We start from the raw sequence: 20,287 nt of genomic DNA, 5'->3' as shown, positions 1-20,287 counted from the left end.
CCGCGACCATGCAGCGAAGAGTCCTCACGACAGCTGCGGTGGCGGTGGCCATGACGTTCGGAGTGGTCCCTGCCTCCGCTCAGCCCCAGGTACAGGTGGTGCCGGACCCAGCGGCACACGTCAACCCCTTCATCGGCACGACCAACCTCGGGAACACCTTCCCCGGCGCGGTCGTGCCGTTCGGCATGTTCTCCTTCAGCCCGGAGGCGTCCCGCGGCAACACCCTGCGCGCCGCGGCCCCCGGCGGGTACCGGTACGACGCCACGAAGATCCGCGGCTTCAGCCTCACCCACATGTCGGGCACGGGCTGCGCGGGCGGCAGCGGTGACATCCCGATCTTCCCGCACGTCGGCACGGTGACGAGCAGCCCCACCACCGACGCCACCGATGCCATTTACGCCAGCGAGTTCGCGCACGCCGACGAGGTGGCCAAGCCCGGCCGCTACGACGTGACGCTCAAGTCCGGCGCGAAGGCCGAGCTGTCCGCCACCGAACGCACCGGTGCCGCGCGGTTCACCTTCCCCGCCGACAAGCCCGCCACGGTGCTGGTCAACACCTCCAAGTCGCAGGTCGGCTCCTCCGACGCGCAGACCGTGGTCGACCAGGACAAGCGGACGATCACCGGCAGCGTCACGTCCGGCAACTTCTGCGGCTACATCAACCAGGTGGGCCGCCGCAGCTACTACACGCTGCACTTCGTGGCGGAGTTCGACCAGCCGTTCACAGAGGTCGGCACGTACCAGGACAACGTTGTCACGCCCGGAGGCACGACCTCCAAGGGCGGCACGACGTACGGCACCAACGGCTGGCCGGTGCTGGGCAAGGGTTCCGGCGCCTACCTCGGCTTCGAGCCGGGCGCGCAGGTGAACGTCAAGGTGGGCATCTCCTACGTCAGCCTCGACAACGCCAAGGCCAACCTCAAGGCCGAGAACAAGGGCCAGTCCATCGAGGACATGCGGGACAACGCCTACATCGCGTGGCAGAAGCAGCTCAAGCGCATCGCGGTCGGCGGCGGCTCCGATGACGACCGCACGAAGTTCTACACCGCGCTGTACCACTCGCTGTTGCACCCCAACCTCTTCAGCGACGTCAACGGCGAGTACGCCGGCTTCGACGGCAAGGTGCACAAGATCAACCGGCAACGGCAGAAGGCCCAGTACGGCACCTTCTCCGGCTGGGACGTCTACCGCTCGCAGCTGCAGCTGCTCACCCTGCTGGAACCGCAGATCGGCTCGGACATCGCGCAGTCGCTGCTGAACCAGGCCGAGCAGAACGGCGGCGTCTGGGACCGCTGGTCGCACAACAACGGCGGCACGCACGTGATGAACGGCGACCCCGCCCCGATCGCACTCGCCGCGATCTCCGCGTTCGGCGGTGAGGGCTACGACCTGAGGACCTCGCTGAAGTCACTGGTCAAGGCCGCGACCGTGCCGACCCCGCTCGACCTGAGCAAGGACGGCTGGGCCGTGATGTCGGTCGGGCAGCGGCCGTCGCTCGACAAGTACCTGAAGCACAAGTACATGCCGTCCGTGTCGAACGCCTGGGGTGGCGCGGCGGAGACCCTGGAGATCTCCGCGGCCGACTTCGCGATCAGCCAGCTCGCCGAGCGCACGGGCGACCGCAAGACCGCGAGGACGTTCGCCGAGCGTTCCCAGTGGTGGCAGAACAACTTCGACCCGGTCGCGCACAGCACCGGCGGCTACATCCGCAACCGCAACGCCGACGGCACGTGGGTCAAGGACTTCACGCCCGACACCGGCAACGGGTTCGTCGAGGGCAGCAGCGCGCAGTACACCTGGATGGTCACGCACAACGTGGCCGGGCTCGTGGAGTCGTTGGGCGGCAAGGACCGCGCGAACAAGCGGCTCGACGACTTCTTCCACAACGCCGACGGCAGCTGGGCGCTCACCGGCAAGGGCGGCGCCAAGTCCGAACTGGACAACGAGCCGTCGGTGAACGTGCCGTGGCTCTACAACTACACCGGCCAGCCCGCGAAGACGCAGGAGACGTTGCGCGAGACCGTGAACACGCTGTGGAAGAACGCCCCCGGCGGCATCCCCGGCAACGACGACCTCGGCGCGATGTCGTCGTGGTTCGTGTTCACCGCCATGGGCATGTACCCGCAGGTGCCCTCGCGCGCCGAGCTGGTGCTGAGCAGCCCGCTGTTCACCTCGGTGAAGATCAACCGCGGTGGCGGCAAGGACATCGTCATCACCGCGCCCGGCGCGAGCACCGCCAACAAGTACGTGCAGTCGCTGAAGGTCAACGGCCGCAGCGCGACCAAGACCTGGCTGCCGGAGTCGTTCGTGCAGCGCGGCGGCAAGCTCGACTTCGTGCTCGGCGGCAAGCCGTCCTCCTGGGGCACCGGCGCGACCGACGCACCGCCGTCGTTCCGCGACGGCGAGCAGCCGATCAAGCACGACCAGCCGTACTACCTGACCGTCGAACCGCAGCAGCTCGTCGTCGCGCCCGGTGCCTCGGTCACGGCGAAGGTCAACGCGGTCAAGCTCTACGACGGCGACCCCAAGGCGACCTACACGATCACCGGCCCCGAGTCGCTGACGTTCACCCCCACCACCGGCGCGGTGCCGTCGTCGTTCCAGGTGAGCGCCGCACCCGGTACGGCGGAGGGCTTCTACGACTTCACCGTCACGGTGACCGTGGAGGGCGCCGCCAAACCGGTCGTGCTGCCGATGACCGCGAAGGTCGCGCAGGAGGGCAGCATGCTCGCCGCGGTGAACAACGTCGGTGCCTCCGACGACGCCACCGGCGACGGCGACTTCGACGGCGGCGGCTACAGCTACTCGCGGCAGGCGCTGGCCACGGCGGGCCTCGTGCCCGGCCAGACCGGCACCGTCGACGGCCTCACGTTCACCTGGCCCGGCTCCCCCGCCGGCCGCCCGGACAACGTCACCGCGAACAAGCAGAAGCTCACGCTGTCCGGCACGAAGCTCGCGTTCCTCGGCTCGGCGGCCAACGGGGCGCGCACCCGCACCGCCACGGTGACGTTCACCGACGGCACCACGGCACCGGTCGAGATCGGGTTCAGCGACTGGACGCTCGGCGGCGGCGGGGCGGCACCGAGCTACGGCAACGTGGTCGTCGCGAACACCCCGTACCGCAACCAGCTCGGCGGCGGCAGTGAGAAGGTGGCCACGCACATCTTCGCCACGAAGACGTACGTGGCGCCGGAGGGCAAGGTGCTGCAGAGCGTCGTCCTGCCCGAGGACGTCAACCTGCACGTCTTCGCCGTCGCGACAGCATGAGGCGGAACCTGACTCGGGACTCGAGTCAGCGCCCATAGTGTTGAGCCGTGTTCACCGTTGCCGAACGTGACCGGCTGCGGAGCGACCTCGTCAGCGCCGCCCACTCCGACCCGCGGGTGGTCGGGGCGGCGGTGACGGGGTCGGCCGCGCTGGACTCCGAAGACCGCTGGTCCGACATCGACTTCGCCCTCTCGGTCGACCGCGAGATGAACGCGGTGGTCAAGGACTGGACCGAGCTCCTCTACGCGTGCGGTGCCGTCGGCCACCTCGACGTGCATCACGGCGCGACCCTGTTCCGGGTCTTCCTGATGCGCACGACGCTGCAGGTCGACGTCGCCTTCTGGCCCGCCGACGAGTTCGGCGCGAGCGGACCCGCGTTCCGGGTGCTCTTCGGCGAGACCAACGACGTCCCGAGGGCGCGGCAGCCCGACCGCGGCGAGCTCATCGGCCTGGCGTGGCTCCACGCGCTGCACGTCCGCTCGAGCCTCGCGAGGGGCCGGGTGTGGCAGGCGCTGTACATGATCAACGCCATGCGCGACCACGTGATGTCGTTGCGCTGCCTCAGACAGGGCGTCAGCGCTGTCCAAGGCCGCGGCCTCGACGACCTGTCCGACGCAGGCGAGTTCGGCGGCACGCTGCCGCTGTCCACGCACCCCGAGGAGCTGCTGCGCGCGTTCCGGGTGCTCAGCGGGCTGTTGCTGGGCGAGGTCGAAGATCCCCAGCTGGCGCAGACGGTGCGTGAGCTGACTCGCGGAGCAACAGTGCCGCGGTGATCAGCACCAGCACGGCCGCCGAGCCGTGCACCGCGGCCGCGTAGGCCAGGCTGCCGCCGGACGTGACGACCGAGAAGAAGTCGCCGATCGGGATGACCGAGTCGGCGAGCACCACCCAGCCGAGCGCCCGCCGCTGGCGCAGCACCAGCAGGATCAGCGCCGTCAACGCGTACGCCAGGTCGCGCACGCCCTTCACCACGTAGTAGCCGCTCGGGTCGACGATGCCGAACCCGGCGGCCGCGCCGTGCCCGTTGAGCAGGAAGTTCAGCCCGAACACGAAGCCCGCCACCACGACGAGCCAAGCCATGACCGTGGTCAACCGCATGACACACCCTCCCAGGAGCCGAACACCTAGCACTGCTAGCGACACGAGCAACGCTAACGCATCGGCCGCTCGTTTGTCTAGCAGTGCTAGATTCTGTGTCGTGTCCGTCCAGGAGCGCCGGGAGCGCGAACGAGCAGAGCGCCACCAGCTGATCATCGACGCGGCCCGTGAACTGGCCGAGTCGGACGGCTGGGACGCGGTGACGACGCGCCGGCTCGCCGAGAAGGTCGAGTACAGCCAGCCGGTGCTCTACAGCCACTTCAAGGGCAAGGACGCGATCGTGCGCGCGGTCGCCATCCAGGGCTTCGCCGAGCTCGGCAGTCAGATGCGTGCCGCGCGCACCGGCGCCACCGAGCCGTTGCGCGCTCTCGCGCAGGCCTACCTGCGGTTCGCCGGCGAACGGCCCGCGCTCTACGACGCCATGTTCGTGCAGCGGGTCGACATCGCGTTCGGCAGCGAGGAGACGCCGGCCGAGCTGCGCACGTCGTTCGGCGAGATCGTCGCCGCGCTGGAACCCGTTGCCGGCGACCGCGACCTCGACGCGCTCGCCGAGGCGTTCTGGAGCGCCCTGCACGGCATCGCCACGCTGCGCCACGGCCGGCGGTTGCGTCCCGACCTCGACGAGGACCGGCTGGACCTCGTGCTCACCGCCTTCGCGCCGAGCTGATCGACGCCGAACCGCGGCTGGAACGACTCAGGTCCGCTCAGGCCGGCACAGCACCATGACCGGCTTCGAGCCGATCCTGGTCAGCACGACCGTGGCCTCGTCGGGACCGCTGAGCTTGAGGCGCTTGCGCAACGTGTTCGGGTCGACGTCCAGTCCGCGCACCAGGATCTCCAGCCGCCCGACACCCCGCGCCTTCAGCGCCGACTTGAGTGCCTTCTCGGTGTAGTGCGCGTGGTCGAGCACGCGGAACGCCCGGATGCCCGGCGGCGGCTTCGGCCCGCTGAGGTAGGCGATGCGGTCGTCGAGCTGGTGCAGGCCGTGGCGGGCCGCGTAGTGCCGCACCAGGCCCGCGCGCACGACGGCACCGTCCGGGTCGACGATCCACTCACCGGGCGGCGCGACCGCGCAGTCGTCGGGTTCGGCGTCGGTCAACGTCCACGCCGCGTCGCCGTGCAGCACCGTGGCGCGGCGCGAAACCCCTGGTGTGGCAAGCCCTCTGGTCCACAGGCAGGCCTCGCGCACCGCCCCGTCGAGCGACACCAGCTCGACCTCGTCCGCCCACGGCGCGACCGCGAAGTCGATGCCGGGCGCGCACTTCACCGCGAGGTCGGTGTGCGCGTAGACCTCGGCGAGCTCGTCCAGCGGCGGCAGGAAGTCCTGCGGATGCCACTTGCGGCGCCCGGAGGAGTCGCGCCTGGCCGGGTCGACGGTGACCGCCGTCCCCCTGGAGACGGGTTTCAGCGCATCGGCCCGCACGACGGGCGTGCCGGGAACGTTGTTGTGCGCCATGGCGAGCCGCACCGGGTCGAGGTCCGACCCGAGGCACCGCGCGGCGACCTCGCCCAGCGCCCGCAGGTCCGCGCCGATCGAGCACGTGACGTCGTGGACGTCCCGGCCGCGGAACCGCTCGGCCCGGTGCCGCGCGACAGCCGACGCGGTGGCCTGCTGCAGCGCGTCGTCGGTGAACAGCCAGCCGCCGACGTCCTCCAGCTTGGCCAGCGACTTGCGCCGCAGCAGCACGGTCTCCACGACCGGCGCGAACCCGTCGCCGAGCAGCTTGCGGGCAACGCCGACGTCGTGCAGCCGCGAGGAGTCCGTGAACGGCAACGCGTCCACCTCGGCGAGTGCGGCGGTTCCGGCGGCAGAGCGCAGGAACGCCACGTCGTCCGAGGTGAACGCGTACCCCAACGCCTTACTTGGCCTTCTTGCCGGTGATCGACACGTTGTAGAACACCTCGCGCGGCAGCACCTTCGCGAGCACGTTCTGGTCGACCCAGGACAGGTTCTGCCAGGTGCGGTAGGCGAACATCGCCCAGCCGAAGCCGAGCTTCTCGCGCGGCACGGCGGCCTCGAACGTGCGCACCGGCCAGCCGAACAGCGCAGCGGACAGCTCGTCGGTGACCGCGTGGACGCCGACCGCACCCGCTCGCCTGGCCGTGGCCTCCAGCTGGTCCGGGTCGAACGTGTGCAGGTCGACGACGGCTTCCAGGGCGGCCGCGCGGGAGGACTCGTCGAGCTCCTCCTGCGGGCGGCGCCAGTCGTTGAGCACGGGCACGGCCTTGGTGATGGTGGTGGTCAGCCACCAGGTCGCCTGGCCGAGCTTGCGGGCGTAGAAGTTGCCGATGTTCGTCGGGTCGCCCGCGAACACGAACTTGCCGCCGGGCTTGAGCACCCGCAGCACCTCGCGCATCGCCGCCTCCACATCGGGGATGTGGTGCAGCACCGCGTGACCGACGACGAGGTCGAACGTGTTGTCGTCGTACGGGATCCGCTCGGCGTCCGCGACCCGGCCGTCGACGTCGAGGCCCAGGTGCTCGGCGTTGCGCAGCGCGACCTCGACCATGCCGGGTGACAGGTCGGTGACCGAGCCCTTCTTGATCACCCCGCCCTGCATGAGGTTCAGCAGGAAGAAGCCGGTGCCGCAGCCCAGTTCGAGCGCGTGCTCGTACGGGCCGACGTCACCGGCGGCGGCGCGGAAGCGGTCCGTCGCGTAGGTGATGCAGCGGTCGTCGTACGAGATCGACCACTTCTCGTCGTAGGTGCCGGCTTCCCAGTCGTGGTAGAGCACCTGCGCGAGCTTGGTGTCCTGGTAGGCCGCCTCGACCTGCTCCGCGGTCGCGTGGGGGTTGGGTGCCGGGTCAGTTGCCACTGAACTTCGCCTTTCCGGGACCGTTCTCGATGAACGACGCGACGCCGGCCTTCTTGTCCTCGGTCGCGAACAGCGCCGCGAAGAGGTGGCTCTCGAGCTTGAGCCCCGACTCGAGGTCGGTGTCGAGCCCACCGTCGACGGCGGCCTTGGTGGCGGCGAGCGCGAGCACGGGTCCGTTGACGAACTGCTTGGCCCAGCGCACGGCGGCGGCGTAGACGTCGTCGGGCGCGACGACCTCGTCGACCATGCCGATCCGCAGCGCCTCCTCGGCACCGACGAACCGCCCGGTGTAGAGCAGGTCCTTGGTCTTGGCGGGCCCGATCAGCCTGGCGAGGCGCTGCGTGCCACCACCGCCGGGGATGAGGCCGAGCAGGATCTCGGGCTGACCGAGCTTGGCGTTGTCACCGGCGATGCGCCGGTCGCAGCCGAGCGCGACCTCGAAGCCGCCGCCGAGCGCGTAGCCGGTGATCGCCGCGACGGTCGGCTTGGGCACGGTGGCGAGCGCGCCGAGCGCGTCCGACAGCCCCTTGGCCCGCAGCGTCATCTCGGCGTGGGAGATCTGCGCGAACTCCTTGACGTCCGCACCGGCCGCGAACACCTTCTCGCCGCCGTACATGATCACCGCGTACACGTCGGACCGCTCGGAAGCTTCCTTCGCGGCTGCCTGCAGCTCGGTCTGCACCTGCCGGTTCAGCGCGTTCATCGGCGGACGTTCCAACCGGATCGTGCCGATCCCGTCCTCGACCTCGAGCCTGACGAACTCAGCCACTGCGGCCCTCCTGTGTTCTCGCGACGGCGATGTCACGTTACCCGGCGGTAGCTTCTCAGACCCGGCGGCGGGCGAAGAAGCGCTCTCCGGACTTCTGCAGCTCGAGGTCCTGCCCGAAGGTCTTGGACAGGTTCTCCTCGGTCATCACGTCGTCCAGGAGCCCCTGTGCCACGACGGAGCCTTCGCGCAGCAGCATCGCGTGGGTGAAGCCGGGCGGGATCTCTTCGACGTGGTGGGTGACCAGGACCATCGCGGGCGCGTCGGGGTCGAGCGCGAGCTCGGACAGCTTGGCGACGAGGTCTTCGCGTCCGCCGAGGTCGAGGCCGGCGGCGGGTTCGTCGAGCAGGAGCATCTCGGGGTCGGTCATGAGCGCGCGGGCGATGAGGGTCCGCTTGCGCTCGCCTTCGCTGAGCGTGCCGTAGAGCCGGTCGGCGAGGTGTTCGATGCCGAGGGTGCCGAGGAGCTCACGCGCCCGGCCGGTGTCCTCCTTGCCGTACTCCTCACGCCACCGCCCGAGCACCGCGTACCCGGCGGAGACGACGAGGTCGACGACCTTCTCGTCACCGGGAACACGCCCGTTGAGGGCGGCGCTGCAGAGGCCGATCCGCGGCTTGAGCTCCTGGACGTCGGTCTTGCCGAGTCGTTCACCCAGGAGGTGGACCTTGCCCTTGGTGGGGTGCAGGTCGGCACTGGAGAGCCGTAGCAGGGTCGTCTTGCCGGCTCCGTTGGGGCCGAGGACCACCCAGCGCTCATCCAGCTCCACACTCCAGTCGATGTTGCCGACCAGCGTGTTCTTCCCGCGGCGGACCGATACGCCCGCCATGTGCACGACCAGATCTGTCACGTCGACGTCCGCCACGGCTCCATTGTTCCGAACCCCCTCCCGAGGGTCCTGCAGCGGGGTCGCGCAGAGGACCGTTCGGGTGGTTTCAGGCGGCGTGCAGGAGGTTGCGCCGGGGCACCCGGCCGGGGTCGAGCCAGGCGGGCCCGACGAACACCGGGGAGGCGGCGACCATCTCCACCTGCCACCCGCTCCGGTGGATCAGGGTGTGGTGGTGCCGGCACAGCAGCACCGCGTTGTGCCCCGACGTCACCCCGCCGTCGGCCCAGTGCTGCACGTGGTGGGCGTCGCAGTGTCTCGGTGGTCGTTCGCAGCCGGGGAAGGCGCACCCCCGATCTCGCGTCACGAGCAGGCGGCGGATCGCCGGTGGGAAGCTGCGGGTCTTGCGGCCGATGTCCATCGCCTCCGACCGCCCGCCCAGCACGACCGGGACGATCCCCGCGGTGCAGGCCAGCTGCCGCATTTCACCCGCAGGCACCCTCTCGCGGGTGTCGAGGCCCGCGGCACCGACCTCGGCGGCCAGGTCCTCGTACTTCATGGTCAGCACCATCGTGACCGGCTCGCCGCCGTGCTCGGGCAGCTGGTCGGCACGCGCGACCAGGTCGATCAGCTCGGCGAAGGCGTCACCTTCGCGTTCTGCACGAAACCTCAGGTCAGGCCCTTCCTCGGGCGTCTCCGGCCGGGGCTTCGCCAGCGGGTCGACCATCGCCTCGAACTTGGCTCCCGCGACCTTGTCGAGCTTCGCCCAGATCTCCAGCCGGTCACCGCTCCACTGCATGCGCAGCTGGTTCTTCTGCCTGAGCGGCTCGATCTCCCGCGGCTCCGGATCGTCCTGGTAGAGCCGATATGCCAGCTCCTTGCCGAACGCCCGCACGGCCGCCGGTTCGTGGTCCAGCGCGAAGTCGACGACCGACCTCTCCACCTCGGCGGGCAGCTCCTGCATGACCTCGGCCACCACGCTGACGTGCTCCCCGGACAGCGCCCCTTCCGCCACCACACCGGCGGTGACGGGCAGCTCCGCTTCCAGCAGAGCCCCGGTCGGCGTGACCTCCCGGCTCAACGCCACCGCCCGCTCCACCCACAGCCGAGCGGTCTTCAGGTCCCACCGCACCGCGTGGCGCAACACCTGGGCCAGGTTCCGATACCCCAGCTCGCCGGCGGCCCCACGCCGTTCCATTTCCGCTATTTTCCGCATCATCGCATTCTCGCGAACCCGAATTTCCGTCACTTCCTCGACAAAACTGCCGAGCAGCTCGTCAGTCGCCAGAAACGCAAGATCGGGTTCGTTCACATGTTCGGCTATACCGCAAGATCACCACAAAACAGCACGTCAGGCATCACCCACAAGGTTGAATCAACGCGCCTGCCAGCAACCATGCACGCAAAAGAACAATACGCACGCAAATGCCCCACGCCCCGTAACCAACGCACGCAACATGACCACACGATTACGTTCCGGTGCACGCCCGACGAAGGAGGGCATGTACCGGCTCGGCGCAGCCGTACCCTCCCCCGTCCCCCGCCGCTGGTCCTCCTGTGTGAAGTCTCAAGTTTTTTGTCGGTCCCGGATGCCAAGATCAGAGGCATGGCTACGCGACCCGAGTCCGAGGTGCTGGCAGGCCGTCCGTTCCCACTGGGGGCACACGCCGAAGCAGGCGGTGTCCGGTTCGCGGTGACCTCACACGTCGCCGACGCGGTCGAGGTCTGCCTGATCAACGACGACGGCACGGAGAAACGGGTCGAGCTGACCGAACGGACGTTCGGCGTGTGGCACGGCCTGGTCCCCGGTGTCACGCCCGGCCAGCGCTACGGCTTCCGCGTGCACGGCCCGTACGACACGGGCCGCGGCCTGCGGTGCAACCCGGCCAAGCTGCTGGTCGACCCGTACGCGCGCCAGATCACCGGCAGGATCACCGACCTCTCGAAGTCCCTCGGTTACGTCGGCGACCCCATGCACGGCCCCGCGTCGGCGGAGGACTCCCTGGGCTCGGTCCCGCTGAGTGTCGTCAGCTCGCCGGGCGGCGCCGACACGGGCACCAAGCCGGAGGTGCCGTTCGAGGAAGCCGTCATCTACGAGATGCACGTGAAGGGCTTCACGAAGAACCACCCGGAGATCCCGGAGAGGCTCCGCGGCACCTACCTCGGCCTCGCGCACCCGGCCGCGATCGAGCACCTGACCAGGCTCGGCGTCACGAGCGTCGAGCTCCTGCCGGTGCAGGCGTTCCAGGACGAGCCGTCGCTGATCTCCCGCGGGGCGGGCAACTACTGGGGCTACTCGCCGCTGGGCTACTGCGCGCCGCACGCCGGGTACGCGAGCGAGCCCGGCAACGAGATCCAGGAGTTCCGGACGATGGTCGCGGCCTTGCACGCGGCGAACATCGAGGTGCTGATCGACGTCGTCTACAACCACACGTGCGAGGGCGGGCCGGACGGGCCGACGATCTGCTTCCGCGGCTACGACGCGCCGGGGTACTACCTGCACGCGGGTGGCGGCAGCACGGTGGACATCACGGGGTGCGGCAACACGCTGGACGCCGGTTCGCCGCAGGTCGTCCGCCTGGTCACCGACTCGCTGCGGTACTGGGCGGACGAGATGGGCGTGGACGGGTTCCGGTTCGACCTCGCCTCGACGATGGGCCGGCCGGGCGGTGGTTTCTTCGACCGCGACTCCGCGCTGCTGACCGCGATCACCACGGACCCGGTGCTGTGCCGGGCGAAGCTCATCGCCGAGCCGTGGGACGCGACCGGTGACGGGTACCGCGTGGGCGACTTCGGCATGCAGTGGGCGGAGTGGAACGGCCGGTACCGCGACACCGTGCGCGACTTCTGGCGCGGTCACACCTCCGTGCGCGACCTCGCCTACCGGCTCTCCGGCTCGTCCGACCTGTACGCCGACGACCTGCGCCGGCCGTGGCAGTCGATCAACTTCATCACCGCGCACGACGGGTTCACGTTGCGGGACCTGGTGTCGTACAACGACAAGCACAACGACGAGAACGGCGAGCAGAACCGCGACGGCACGAACGACAACCGTTCGTGGAACTGCGGCGCCGAGGGCGAGACGTCCGACCCCTCGGTGCTGACGCTGCGCGCGAAGCAGGCCCGCAACCTGCTCGCCACGCTGCTGCTCTCCACCGGCACGCCGATGATGGTGGCGGGCGACGAGATGTGGCGGACGCAGGGCGGCAACAACAACCCGTACTGCCTCGACAACGCCGTCTCCTGGGTCGACTGGACCACCACCGACGCGGGCTCGGCTCTGCTCGGGTTCACCCAGCGGCTGATCGACCTGCGCTCCTCCTCGCCGGCACTGCGGCAGCCGGAGTTCTTCGAGGGCCGCACGACGCCGAGCGGCAACCCGGACCTGGTGTGGTTCCGGCCGGACGGGCTGGAGATGGCGGAGACGGACTGGTTCGACGAGAGCCGCCGGACGCTGGGGATGTTCATCGACGGCTCGAACTGCCTGTCGCGCACGCGGGAGGGCGAGCTGGTGTCGGACCACTCGTGGCTGATGCTGATGCACGCGGGGGCGGACGCGATCACGGTGACGCTGCCGCACGAGCGGTACGGGCTGTCGTACGAGCCGTTCCTGGACACGACGACGCTGGACGGGTCGCCGGTCGACGGCACCGCGCTGCTGCCGCGGACGAAGCTGACGATGGAGGCACGGTCGCTGTTGCTGCTGCGGATGCCGCGCTGACCGGGGCAGCCGTCGGATCAGCGGACGTCCGCTGTGCCGCGGGGAAAGGCGGCCGGGCGGCAACTCAGGGGAAGTTCCCAGACCAGCCCGTGGGAGCTGTGGCGACCTTCAAGGGGACCGTGGCAACATCACCAGGGTGTTGGTCTACTACTGGACTGACCGCACGATCGATCTCCTCCTGGTGGCCTCGTGCGGGTGTAGCTCGACGCGACGCGCGCGCTGAACGCAGCCGCCGTCGCGTCTGGTCGCTACCCCGTACCGACGTGGCCTTCTTGGAGCGAACCGGTGACTTCCACCATTTCCGAGTACGAGTTGCACCCTGTTCTGGACTCCCAGCTGTTGCGTGACGTGATCCACCCGTCGCGGGCGCTGTGGACCCCGCGTGAGCTGCGCGATCTGACGTCGTTCGTGGCCAGTGAGCTGACGACCGGCCTGCTGCGGATCCTCGACTACTCGACCGAGCGCCGGTGGTGGGCTCGGCTGGGGCTGACCGAGGGGGTGGAGCTGTGGCTGTTGTCCTGGTTGCCGGGGCAGGGCACCGAGCCGCACGACCACGGCGGGGCGGCAGGGTCGTTCACCGTGCTGACCGGGCGGTTGAACGAGGACTACCGGTACCCGGCCGGGCCGGTCAGGTCCGCCGTGCGGCACACCGGGGACGCGCTCGGGTTCGGGTCGGGGCGGGCGCACCAGGTGACCAACCCGTTCGAGGTGCCCGCCGCGACGGTGCACGCCTACTCACCGCCGCTCGTGCCCACCCGCGAGTACGCCTCGCTGGCCGACATCCCCGACTCGATTCCGCCGTTGCCGGCGCAGCGGTTGCCGTTGGCCGAGCTGCGTCAGCTTGCTGATCTGGAGGGGCCGTGAGCAACGTCGACGCCTACCTCGAAGAGGCCCGCGCGAGCCTGAAGCGCCTCACGCCGGAGGAGGTGCACGCGACCGAGGACGCGTTGGTCGTCGACATCCGGCCGCACCACAACCGGCTGGCCGAGGGCGAGATCGAGAACTCCGTGGTGGTGGAGCGGATCGTGCTGGAGTGGCGGCTGGACCCGACCGGGGACTGGCGGCTGCCCGGCTTCACGGCCGAGACGCCCGTCGTGGTGGTGTGCAACGAGGGGTACTCGTCGTCGTTGGCGGCGCGGGACCTGCAGCGGATCGGGCTGGCGAACGCGACCGACCTGATCGGCGGGTTCCGGGCGTGGCGGGCGGCCGGGCTGCCGGTGCGCGAGGGCGGGTCCCAGGCGGTGGTCTGAGCAAGCGGCGGTCTGAGCCAGGCGGTGGTCCGGGACAGGAACCGGGGGCGGCCGGGTAGCGTCTGGAGATCGTGACAGTGGTGCGCTGGGCCCTCGCGGCCCTGGTGGTGGCGGCGACGATCGCCTGGGACCCGGCCGGGTGGTACCTCGGCGCAGCGGGCGCGTTCGCCGGGCTGCTCGTGGAACTGACCGTCGTGCAGGCGGGGCTGGCGCTCGGTGCCGTCCTGTTCGGACTGCGGATCACCCACGTGATGATCGGGCTGGGCAGCGAGCTGAAGTCGTGGACGAGCGACCGCCGCCGGGTCGTGCTGCGCGCGATCCCGGTGCTGGCCTCGCTGGGCTTCACCGGGCTGAAGCCGGGGGTGCGGCGCAGGACGGTGCTCACCGGTGTCACCGGCATCGTCGTCGCCGCGCTGTTCGTGGCGGCGACCTGGCTGCTCACCGGGTCGGCGTTCGGCAAGGGCATGGCGCTCGCGTCGACCGCGTTGCTGCTGCAGCAGCTGTGGCCGGTCGAGAAGCCCGGTCACACGAGCCTCGGCTGGTTCGTGTTCAGCCTGCCGAAGCTGAGCGGGCGACCGTTGGACGAGATGGAGGCGCGGCCGCTGGTGCTCGCCGGGATGGACGCCTACCACGCGGGTGACATCGAGACGGCGGAACGGATCTACGACGAGGCCGTCGCGCACTACCCGCACCTGCTGACGGTCGTGGGGCTCAAAGTGGTCACGGCGTGCGCGCGGGAGAAGTACCTCGACGCGCTGCAGACGGTGATCGGGTTGAGCGGGCGCAAGGACCTCAGCCAGCGGGAGCTCGCGTTCGTCATGGCGACGGTCGCCGGGGTCGCGGCGCAGGCGGTGGAGTCGGGGCAGTTCCCGCGCGAGGTCGGCCTGGAAACGGCGAAGAACATGCTGGGCAACGCCTACGACGCCGGGTACCCGAAGCACCGGGCGAACGGGACGCTGGCGCTGATCGCGTTGATCGAGGGCCAGAACGCGGAGGCCCGCAAGCTCGCCGGGTGGGCGGCGGAGAACAGCGAGCAGGCGCTGGGTCGGGCGGACGACCTGATCACGATCGCGCGGGCGTGGATGGCGGACGGCGACAACGCGAAGGCGCGTGAGCTGGTGGCCGAGGCGCACGAACTGGCCGGCTGGTACCCGCGGGTGGCGGCGACCCGCGCCCGCCTCGAAATCAGCTGACGAAACGCGGCAACGGGAAAGGGCCAGCCACCGAATGGTGACGGGCCCTTCCCACCCCGCGCCGGCTCAGCTGTGCTCGGCCGGCAGCGGCGCGCCCGCCAGCGCGGGCATGCCACCGGGCGGCGCCGGCAGACCGCACTTCGTGAGCAGGTCGTTGGCGTTCTTCAGCAGACCCTTCAGCAGCTCGGTGAGCTTGGCGACGTCGGGCTGGGCACCGGCGGCCGCACCCAGCACCGCGCCACCGAGACCGGCGATGGACGAGATCAGGTTCAGCACGGCCGACAGGCACTGGTCGGCCGGTCCCTCGTAGGCCATCGCGGTGACCGGTGCCGGCACGCTCGGCGCGCTCACCGGCGGTGTCGGCAGACAGCCCGCGCTCTGCATCGCTGTCACGATGCCCAGCATGTCCCCGATCAACGGTGTCACCGCACCCACGTCGGGCACCGGTACGAGGCCGGCGACCGCCTTCTTGAGCTTCTCCGCGAGGTCCGTCACGAGAGTGGTGCAGGCGGCGGGCAGCTCTGGCGCGGCAGGGGTCACGGAGGCAGCCGGAACCGTTGATGCGGTGAACAGAGCTGCGACGAGCGAGAGTGCGGTAATCGTCTTCTTCACGGCTACCTTCTTCCACATGCTCAATTCGGTGAAGCCGCACCGGAAATTCCACCGGAATTCAAGGTGCGATGCATTCCATGCGAATGAGCGTAAGCCCGCCCACCGGCCTCTACCAGCGGAGATCGTGAAATCACCCGTCGGAAAAGGGTCATGCGTTTGAGGGAGGCAAACGTGGGCAAGGCACGCCTGAACCAGGTGACGAGCAGTGACCGGCCCTCGAAGAAGAGAGGCACATCAGGGCATCCAGCCCGCCGTTCGAAGGCGAACTGGATGCCCTGCGTCGATGAGGCGGAACGATCAGCTGGCCAGCACGACGCGGCCCAGCTCCGCCGGGCTCGCCAGCAGGCCGTGCCGCGGCAGCACGCGGACGGTGTAGCCGAGCGCACCGGCGTGCGGCAGCGGCACCTCGACCTCGTAGTTGCCGTTGCCCGCGTAGTTCATCGGCGCGGTGACGACGTCCTTGAGCTCGTCGGAGTCGTGGGTGACCTTGCCGAGCACGACCTGGACGTCCACTTCGGACGGTTCCAGCCCGGCCAGCTCGACGCGGGCCCGCACCACGACCGGCGACCCCAGCACCGGCACCGACGACCCGGCGAGCACCAAGTCGCTGTCCAGCACCCGGACGCGCGTCCACGAGGCGCGCAGCCGGTGCCGGTACGCCGAGAGCTCCTTCGCGCCCCGGTAGCCCTCACCGACGACGTTCTGGGCGGACGCGGCGGCCGGCGCGTAGTACGTCTCCACGTACTCGCGGACCATGCGCGAGGCCTGCACGACCGGGCCGAGCGAGGCCAGCGTGTGCCGGACCATCGACATCCAGCGCAGCGGCACGCCCTCGTCGTTGCGGTCGTAGAACAGCGGCGCGACCTGGGAGCCGAGCAGCTCGTACAGGGCGTTGGCCTCCAGGTCGTCGCGCCGGATCGGGTCGTTGACTCCGTCGGCGGTCGGGATGGCCCAGCCGTTGGAGCCGTCGTAGAGCTCGTCCCACCAGCCGTCGCGGATGGACAGGTTGAGCCCGCCGTTGAGCGCCGCCTTCATGCCGGACGTGCCGCACGCCTCCAGCGGGCGCATCGGGTTGTTCAGCCACACGTCGCAGCCCCAGTAGAGGTAGCGGGCCATCGACATGTCGTAGTCGGGCAGGAACACGATCCGGTGCCGCACGCCCGCGTCGTCGGCGTAGCGCACGATCTGCTGGATGAGCGCCTTGCCGCCGTCGTCGGCCGGGTGCGACTTGCCGGCGACCACCAGCTGCACGGGCCGTTCGGGGTGCAGCAGCAGCGACCGCAGCCGCTCCGGGTCGCGCAGCATCAGCGTGAGGCGCTTGTAGGTCGGCACGCGGCGGGCGAACCCGACGGTGAGCACGTCCGGGTCGAACACCGAGTCGGTCCAGCCCAGCTCCAGCGCCGACGCACCGCGCTGCAGCCACGACTCGCGCAGGCGCCTGCGCACCTCGGTGACCAGGCGCGAGCGCAGCGTGGACCGCAGCTCCCACAGCCCGGCGTCGGTGACCGGCTCGAACGCGCCGATGCCCAGCCCGCTGGTCTGCGTGTCGGCCTCCGACGCGCCGAGCAGCTTGCTCATCTCGGCCGCGGCCCAGGTCGGGCCGTGCACGCCGTTGGTGACCGAACCGATCGGCACCTCGGTGGCGTCGAAGCTCGGCCAGAGACCGCGGAACATGTCCCTGCTGACCTCACCGTGCAGTTTGGACACACCGTTGGCGCGCTGGGCCAGCCGCAGGCCCATGTGGGCCATGTTGAACATGCCGGGGTTGTCCTCGGCGCCGAGCGCGAGGATCCGCTGGGTGTTCACGCCGGGCACCAGGTTCTCGGCACCGAAGTAGTGCTGGACCAGGTCGACCGGGAAGCGGTCGATGCCGGCGGGCACCGGGGTGTGCGTGGTGAACACGGCACCGGCGCGGGCCGCGGTGAGCGCCTGGTCGAAGTCGAGGCCGTCGTTGGTGATGTACTCGCGGATCCGTTCGAGACCGAGGAACCCCGCGTGGCCCTCGTTGGTGTGGAACACCTCCGGCTGCGCGTGCCCGGTCAGCTCGCAGAACGTGCGCACCGCGCGGACACCGCCGATGCCGGCGAGGATCTCCTGGCGGATGCGGTGGTTCTGGTCGCCGCCGTAGAGCCGGTCGGTGACGCCGCGCAGGTCCTCGTCGTTCTGCTCCACGTCGGAGTCGAGCAGCAGCAGCGGCACCCTGCCGACCTGCGCCTTCCAGATCTTCGCGCGCAGCATCCGGTCGCCGGGCATGGCGACGTGCACGAGCAGCGGGAGCCCGGACGGCTCGGTCAGCAGCTCGAGCGGCAGCCCGCGCGGGTCGAGCGACGGGTAGTGCTCCTGCTGCCAGCCGTCGAGCGACAGCGACTGCCGGAAGTAGCCCGAGCGGTACAGCAGGCCGACCGCGATCAGCGGGACGCCCAGGTCGGAGGCCGCCTTGAGGTGGTCGCCGGCGAGGATGCCCAGACCGCCCGAGTAGTTCGGCAGCGCCTCGTGCACGCCGAACTCCATCGAGAAGTACGCGACGGAGGTGGGCAACGGGGTGTCGGTGCCACCGTGCTCGCGGCGCCCGGCGATCTCGTCCTGGCGGCGCTGGTACCAGCGCGGACCGTTGACGTACCGGTCCAGGTCGGACGCGAGCGCGTGCACCTTCAGGAGGAACTGCTCATCTCTGGCCAGTGTCTCCAGCCGACCGGCGTCGGCGGCGCCGATGGCGGAGAGCAGGCGCAACGGGTCGCCACCGACCTCGGACCAGACCCGGGGGTCGATCGAGGAGAAGAGCTCCTGCGTCGGCGGATGCCAGGTCCAGCGCAGGTTGGTGGCGAGCGTGCTCAGCGCGGACAGGGGCTCCGGCAGGCTGGCGCGGACGGTGAACCGGCGAAGTGCTCGCATGACGAGGCAACTTACCCGGCACCCCCGCGCCGCTGACAACGTTCCCGGTCACGGGTGTCCGGAACGCCCGGTTGGCGGAGATTGACCACCTCTGCGGCGATCAGGGGTGGTCGCGGCTCGCGATCAACAGCTTCTCGCCCTTGCCGACGATGTCGAGCTGCGTCTCCTCGGTGGTGACCTTGTTCGTCTCCGCCTCGGTGAGCTCGATCGCGACCGTCACGGTGAAGTCGCCGTCGTCGCCGGCCGCGACGATGGCCTGCTTGAGCGCGACCTTCGTGAAGCCCTTCCAGTAGTCCTTGTAGTCCGCTGCCTTGGGTGCGCTGTCGGGGGCGAAGTCCTTGATCGCGGCGTCCGGGTTGGCGGGCAGCTTGCCGTAGTGCTGCTGCACGAACTGCCTGACCTGCGCCTGGGTGAACTTGCCGCCGGCCGGCTTGGACGAGGTCGTGGTCTGGCTCGGGTAGGTCTGCGTCGGCGGCTTCTGGGTCGGCGGGTTCGTCGTCGTGGTCGGCTTCTCACCGGCCGTCGGCTGGGTCAGCGTCGGCACGTCCGAGGTCGACGGGCCGGGATCGGCCGTCTGGTCGTCCTTCTGGCCGTTCACGATCGCGTAGGCGATGCCGGCGATGAGCAGGACGCCCAGCACGGCGGCGGCGACCGCCAGGCCGCGGTTGCGCTTCGGCTCGGGTTCCGGCTCCAGCTCACGCGGCGGCCGGGTCGGCGGCCGGCGGCGGTCCGGCGGCACGGCTGGCGTGCCGGCGGCGCGAGGCGGCCGTAGGCGCCGGTGGGAGGGCCTGGCGGGCGGCATGGACGGCGGCCGGACTGCGCAGGGTGCCGCCGGGAGGCGTGCCGGGGGCAGGACGCGGTGCCGCCCAGAGGAGTGCCGCCCAGAGGAGTGCCGCCCGGAGGAGTGCCCAGCGGAGTGCCCGGCGGGATGATCGTCGTGGCCGGCACCTGCTGACCGGCGGCGACGGCCTTCAGCGCCTCCGCGGCCTGCGCGGCGGTCGGGCGCTGGTGCGGCTCGTTGGACAGCAGCCTGGTCAGCAGCGGGGTGAGCGGGCCGGAGCGCATCGGCGGGCGGGTCTCACCGCGGGCGACCTTGTAGAGCAGGCCGAGGTCGTTCGTGCTCTTGCCGAACGGCGGCTCGCCCTCGGTCATGGCGTAGATCGTCGCGCCGAGCGAGAACACGTCCGACGGCGGCGCGGGCTCGGACCCGCGGGCGAGCTCCGGCGCGAGGTAGGCGGGCGTGCCGGCCAGCATCCCGGTCTTGGTCACGGCCACGTCGCCGAGCGCGCGGGAGATGCCGAAGTCGGTGATCTTGACGTTGCCGTCGCGTCCAATGAGGACGTTGCCGGGCTTGATGTCGCGGTGCACGATGCCGGCCTCGTGGGCGGCGGCCAGCGCCGAGGCGGCCAGCGCCCCGATCCTGGCGGCCTCCTGGACGGGCAGGGTGCCGCGGTCGCCCAGGACCGACGACAGGTTGCGCGACGGCAGGTACTCCATGACCAGGCACGGCTTGCCGTCCTCGACCACGACGTCGTAGACGGCGATCGCGTTCGGGTGCTGCAGGCGCGCGGCGATGCGGCCCTCGCGCATGGCCCGCTGGACGGCCTCGTTGAACTCGTTCGGCTGAACCTCGGTGAGGAGGAGCTGCTTGACCGCGACGTCGCGGTGCAGGAGCTCGTCGCGCGCACGCCACACAACGCCCATCGCACCCGCGCCGAGTTGGTCGAGGAGGACGTAACGGTCGCCAACCTTGTTCACGCGGGCACGGTACCCGTAGCGCGCTGTTAACCCAGTGGGTATCACGAGAACGGTCCACTGGAGATCACTGGAAGTGCCCTGGTCGTGGTCAA

General features: G+C 70.2%; 17 protein-coding genes. 7 read left to right on the top strand and 10 right to left on the bottom strand.

What is annotated here, in order from left to right:
- Positions 1 to 8 precede the first annotated feature (8 nt).
- Both BBK82_RS21160 and BBK82_RS21155 read left to right on the top strand, forming a co-directional pair.
- A complete protein-coding gene (locus BBK82_RS21160) occupies positions 9 to 3,266 on the top strand; it encodes a GH92 family glycosyl hydrolase (protein ID WP_065916554.1) in 3,258 nt (1,085 codons plus the stop codon).
- A gap of 47 nt (positions 3,267 to 3,313) precedes the next feature.
- Complete coding sequence (locus BBK82_RS21155) at positions 3,314 to 4,039, top strand: hypothetical protein (RefSeq protein ID WP_065916553.1); 726 nt, start codon at positions 3,314 to 3,316, stop codon at positions 4,037 to 4,039.
- Here BBK82_RS21155 and BBK82_RS21150 read toward each other — a convergent pair.
- Positions 3,951 to 4,364: a DUF4267 domain-containing protein gene (locus tag BBK82_RS21150; RefSeq protein WP_071812643.1), complete on the bottom strand. Its 414-nt coding sequence runs from the start codon at positions 4,362 to 4,364 to the stop codon at positions 3,951 to 3,953. The genes BBK82_RS21155 and BBK82_RS21150 overlap by 89 nt on opposite strands.
- Positions 4,365 to 4,464: 100 nt before the next feature.
- Here BBK82_RS21150 and BBK82_RS21145 point away from each other — a divergent pair, with 100 nt between their 5' ends.
- The gene (locus tag BBK82_RS21145; RefSeq protein ID WP_065916551.1) at positions 4,465 to 5,031 is read left to right on the top strand and encodes a TetR/AcrR family transcriptional regulator; all 567 of its coding nucleotides are present in this window, start codon (positions 4,465 to 4,467) and stop codon (positions 5,029 to 5,031) included.
- A 27-nt stretch (positions 5,032 to 5,058) separates the two neighbouring features.
- Here BBK82_RS21145 and BBK82_RS21140 read toward each other — a convergent pair whose 3' ends face one another.
- The 5 genes from BBK82_RS21140 to BBK82_RS21120 form a co-directional block, all read right to left on the bottom strand.
- Complete coding sequence (locus BBK82_RS21140) at positions 5,059 to 6,219, bottom strand: THUMP-like domain-containing protein (RefSeq protein ID WP_065916550.1); 1,161 nt, start codon at positions 6,217 to 6,219, stop codon at positions 5,059 to 5,061.
- Positions 6,220 to 6,223: 4 nt separating this feature from the next.
- Complete coding sequence (locus tag BBK82_RS21135) at positions 6,224 to 7,180, bottom strand: class I SAM-dependent methyltransferase (protein WP_065916549.1); 957 nt, start codon at positions 7,178 to 7,180, stop codon at positions 6,224 to 6,226.
- The gene (locus tag BBK82_RS21130; protein WP_065916548.1) at positions 7,170 to 7,949 is read right to left on the bottom strand and encodes an enoyl-CoA hydratase/isomerase family protein; all 780 of its coding nucleotides are present in this window, start codon (positions 7,947 to 7,949) and stop codon (positions 7,170 to 7,172) included. Before BBK82_RS21130 ends, BBK82_RS21135 begins: the two co-directional genes overlap by 11 nt.
- A 55-nt stretch (positions 7,950 to 8,004) precedes the next feature.
- Positions 8,005 to 8,772, bottom strand: a complete 768-nt coding sequence (locus BBK82_RS21125; protein ID WP_065921234.1) for an ABC transporter ATP-binding protein — start codon at positions 8,770 to 8,772, stop codon at positions 8,005 to 8,007.
- A 106-nt stretch (positions 8,773 to 8,878) separates the two neighbouring features.
- Positions 8,879 to 9,967, bottom strand: a complete 1,089-nt coding sequence (locus BBK82_RS21120; RefSeq protein WP_065916547.1) for an HNH endonuclease signature motif containing protein — start codon at positions 9,965 to 9,967, stop codon at positions 8,879 to 8,881.
- A 408-nt stretch (positions 9,968 to 10,375) separates the two neighbouring features.
- On the opposite strand from BBK82_RS21120, the gene glgX reads away from it, so the two are divergent.
- From glgX to BBK82_RS21100, 4 genes are all read left to right on the top strand, one after another.
- On the top strand, positions 10,376 to 12,490 hold the full coding sequence (gene glgX, locus BBK82_RS21115) for a glycogen debranching protein GlgX (protein WP_065916546.1): 2,115 nt from the start codon (positions 10,376 to 10,378) through the stop codon (positions 12,488 to 12,490).
- Between the two features lie 285 nt (positions 12,491 to 12,775).
- Positions 12,776 to 13,354: a cysteine dioxygenase gene (locus BBK82_RS21110; protein ID WP_065916545.1), complete on the top strand. Its 579-nt coding sequence runs from the start codon at positions 12,776 to 12,778 to the stop codon at positions 13,352 to 13,354.
- Positions 13,351 to 13,740 (top strand): rhodanese-like domain-containing protein, encoded by a 390-nt coding sequence (locus BBK82_RS21105; RefSeq protein WP_065916544.1) that lies wholly within the window; start codon positions 13,351 to 13,353, stop codon positions 13,738 to 13,740. The genes BBK82_RS21110 and BBK82_RS21105 overlap by 4 nt, the downstream gene beginning before the upstream one ends.
- Positions 13,741 to 13,820: 80 nt before the next feature.
- Complete coding sequence (locus BBK82_RS21100) at positions 13,821 to 14,933, top strand: hypothetical protein (protein ID WP_065921233.1); 1,113 nt, start codon at positions 13,821 to 13,823, stop codon at positions 14,931 to 14,933.
- Positions 14,934 to 14,999: 66 nt separating this feature from the next.
- Here the strand turns inward: BBK82_RS21100 and BBK82_RS21095 are convergent, their stop codons facing one another.
- From BBK82_RS21095 to BBK82_RS21085, 4 genes are all read right to left on the bottom strand, one after another.
- Positions 15,000 to 15,545 carry a hypothetical protein gene (locus BBK82_RS21095; protein ID WP_154697411.1) on the bottom strand — a complete coding sequence of 182 codons (546 nt, stop codon included), beginning with the start codon at positions 15,543 to 15,545 and terminating at the stop codon, positions 15,000 to 15,002.
- Between the two features lie 297 nt (positions 15,546 to 15,842).
- A complete protein-coding gene (gene glgP / locus BBK82_RS21090) occupies positions 15,843 to 18,437 on the bottom strand; it encodes an alpha-glucan family phosphorylase (RefSeq protein ID WP_065916542.1) in 2,595 nt (864 codons plus the stop codon).
- A 100-nt stretch (positions 18,438 to 18,537) separates the two neighbouring features.
- Complete coding sequence (locus BBK82_RS50395) at positions 18,538 to 19,077, bottom strand: hypothetical protein (protein ID WP_154697410.1); 540 nt, start codon at positions 19,075 to 19,077, stop codon at positions 18,538 to 18,540.
- Entirely contained in the window at positions 19,032 to 20,195 is a 1,164-nt protein-coding gene (locus BBK82_RS21085) for a serine/threonine-protein kinase (protein ID WP_065916541.1), read from the bottom strand. Before BBK82_RS21085 ends, BBK82_RS50395 begins: the two co-directional genes overlap by 46 nt.
- Between the last annotated feature and the right edge of the window lie 92 nt (positions 20,196 to 20,287).

It is taken from the genome of Lentzea guizhouensis, from assembly GCF_001701025.1.
GTDB classification, from domain to species: domain Bacteria; phylum Actinomycetota; class Actinomycetes; order Mycobacteriales; family Pseudonocardiaceae; genus Lentzea; species Lentzea guizhouensis.
This window is presented reverse-complemented; position numbering and strand designations above follow the sequence as displayed.

Excerpts from the sequence above, each read along its gene's own strand:
- BBK82_RS21160 (WP_065916554.1), top strand. The coding sequence starts at position 9 with ATGCAGCGAAGAGTCCTCACGACAGCTGCGGTGGCGGTGGCCATGACG.
- BBK82_RS21150 (WP_071812643.1), bottom strand. The coding sequence starts at position 4,364 with ATGCGGTTGACCACGGTCATGGCTTGGCTCGTCGTGGTGGCGGGCTTC.
- BBK82_RS21125 (WP_065921234.1), bottom strand. The coding sequence starts at position 8,772 with ATGGCGGGCGTATCGGTCCGCCGCGGGAAGAACACGCTGGTCGGCAAC.
- BBK82_RS21120 (WP_065916547.1), bottom strand. The coding sequence starts at position 9,967 with ATGGAACGGCGTGGGGCCGCCGGCGAGCTGGGGTATCGGAACCTGGCC.
- glgX (WP_065916546.1), top strand. The coding sequence starts at position 10,376 with ATGGCTACGCGACCCGAGTCCGAGGTGCTGGCAGGCCGTCCGTTCCCA.
- glgP (WP_065916542.1), bottom strand. The coding sequence starts at position 18,437 with ATGCGAGCACTTCGCCGGTTCACCGTCCGCGCCAGCCTGCCGGAGCCC.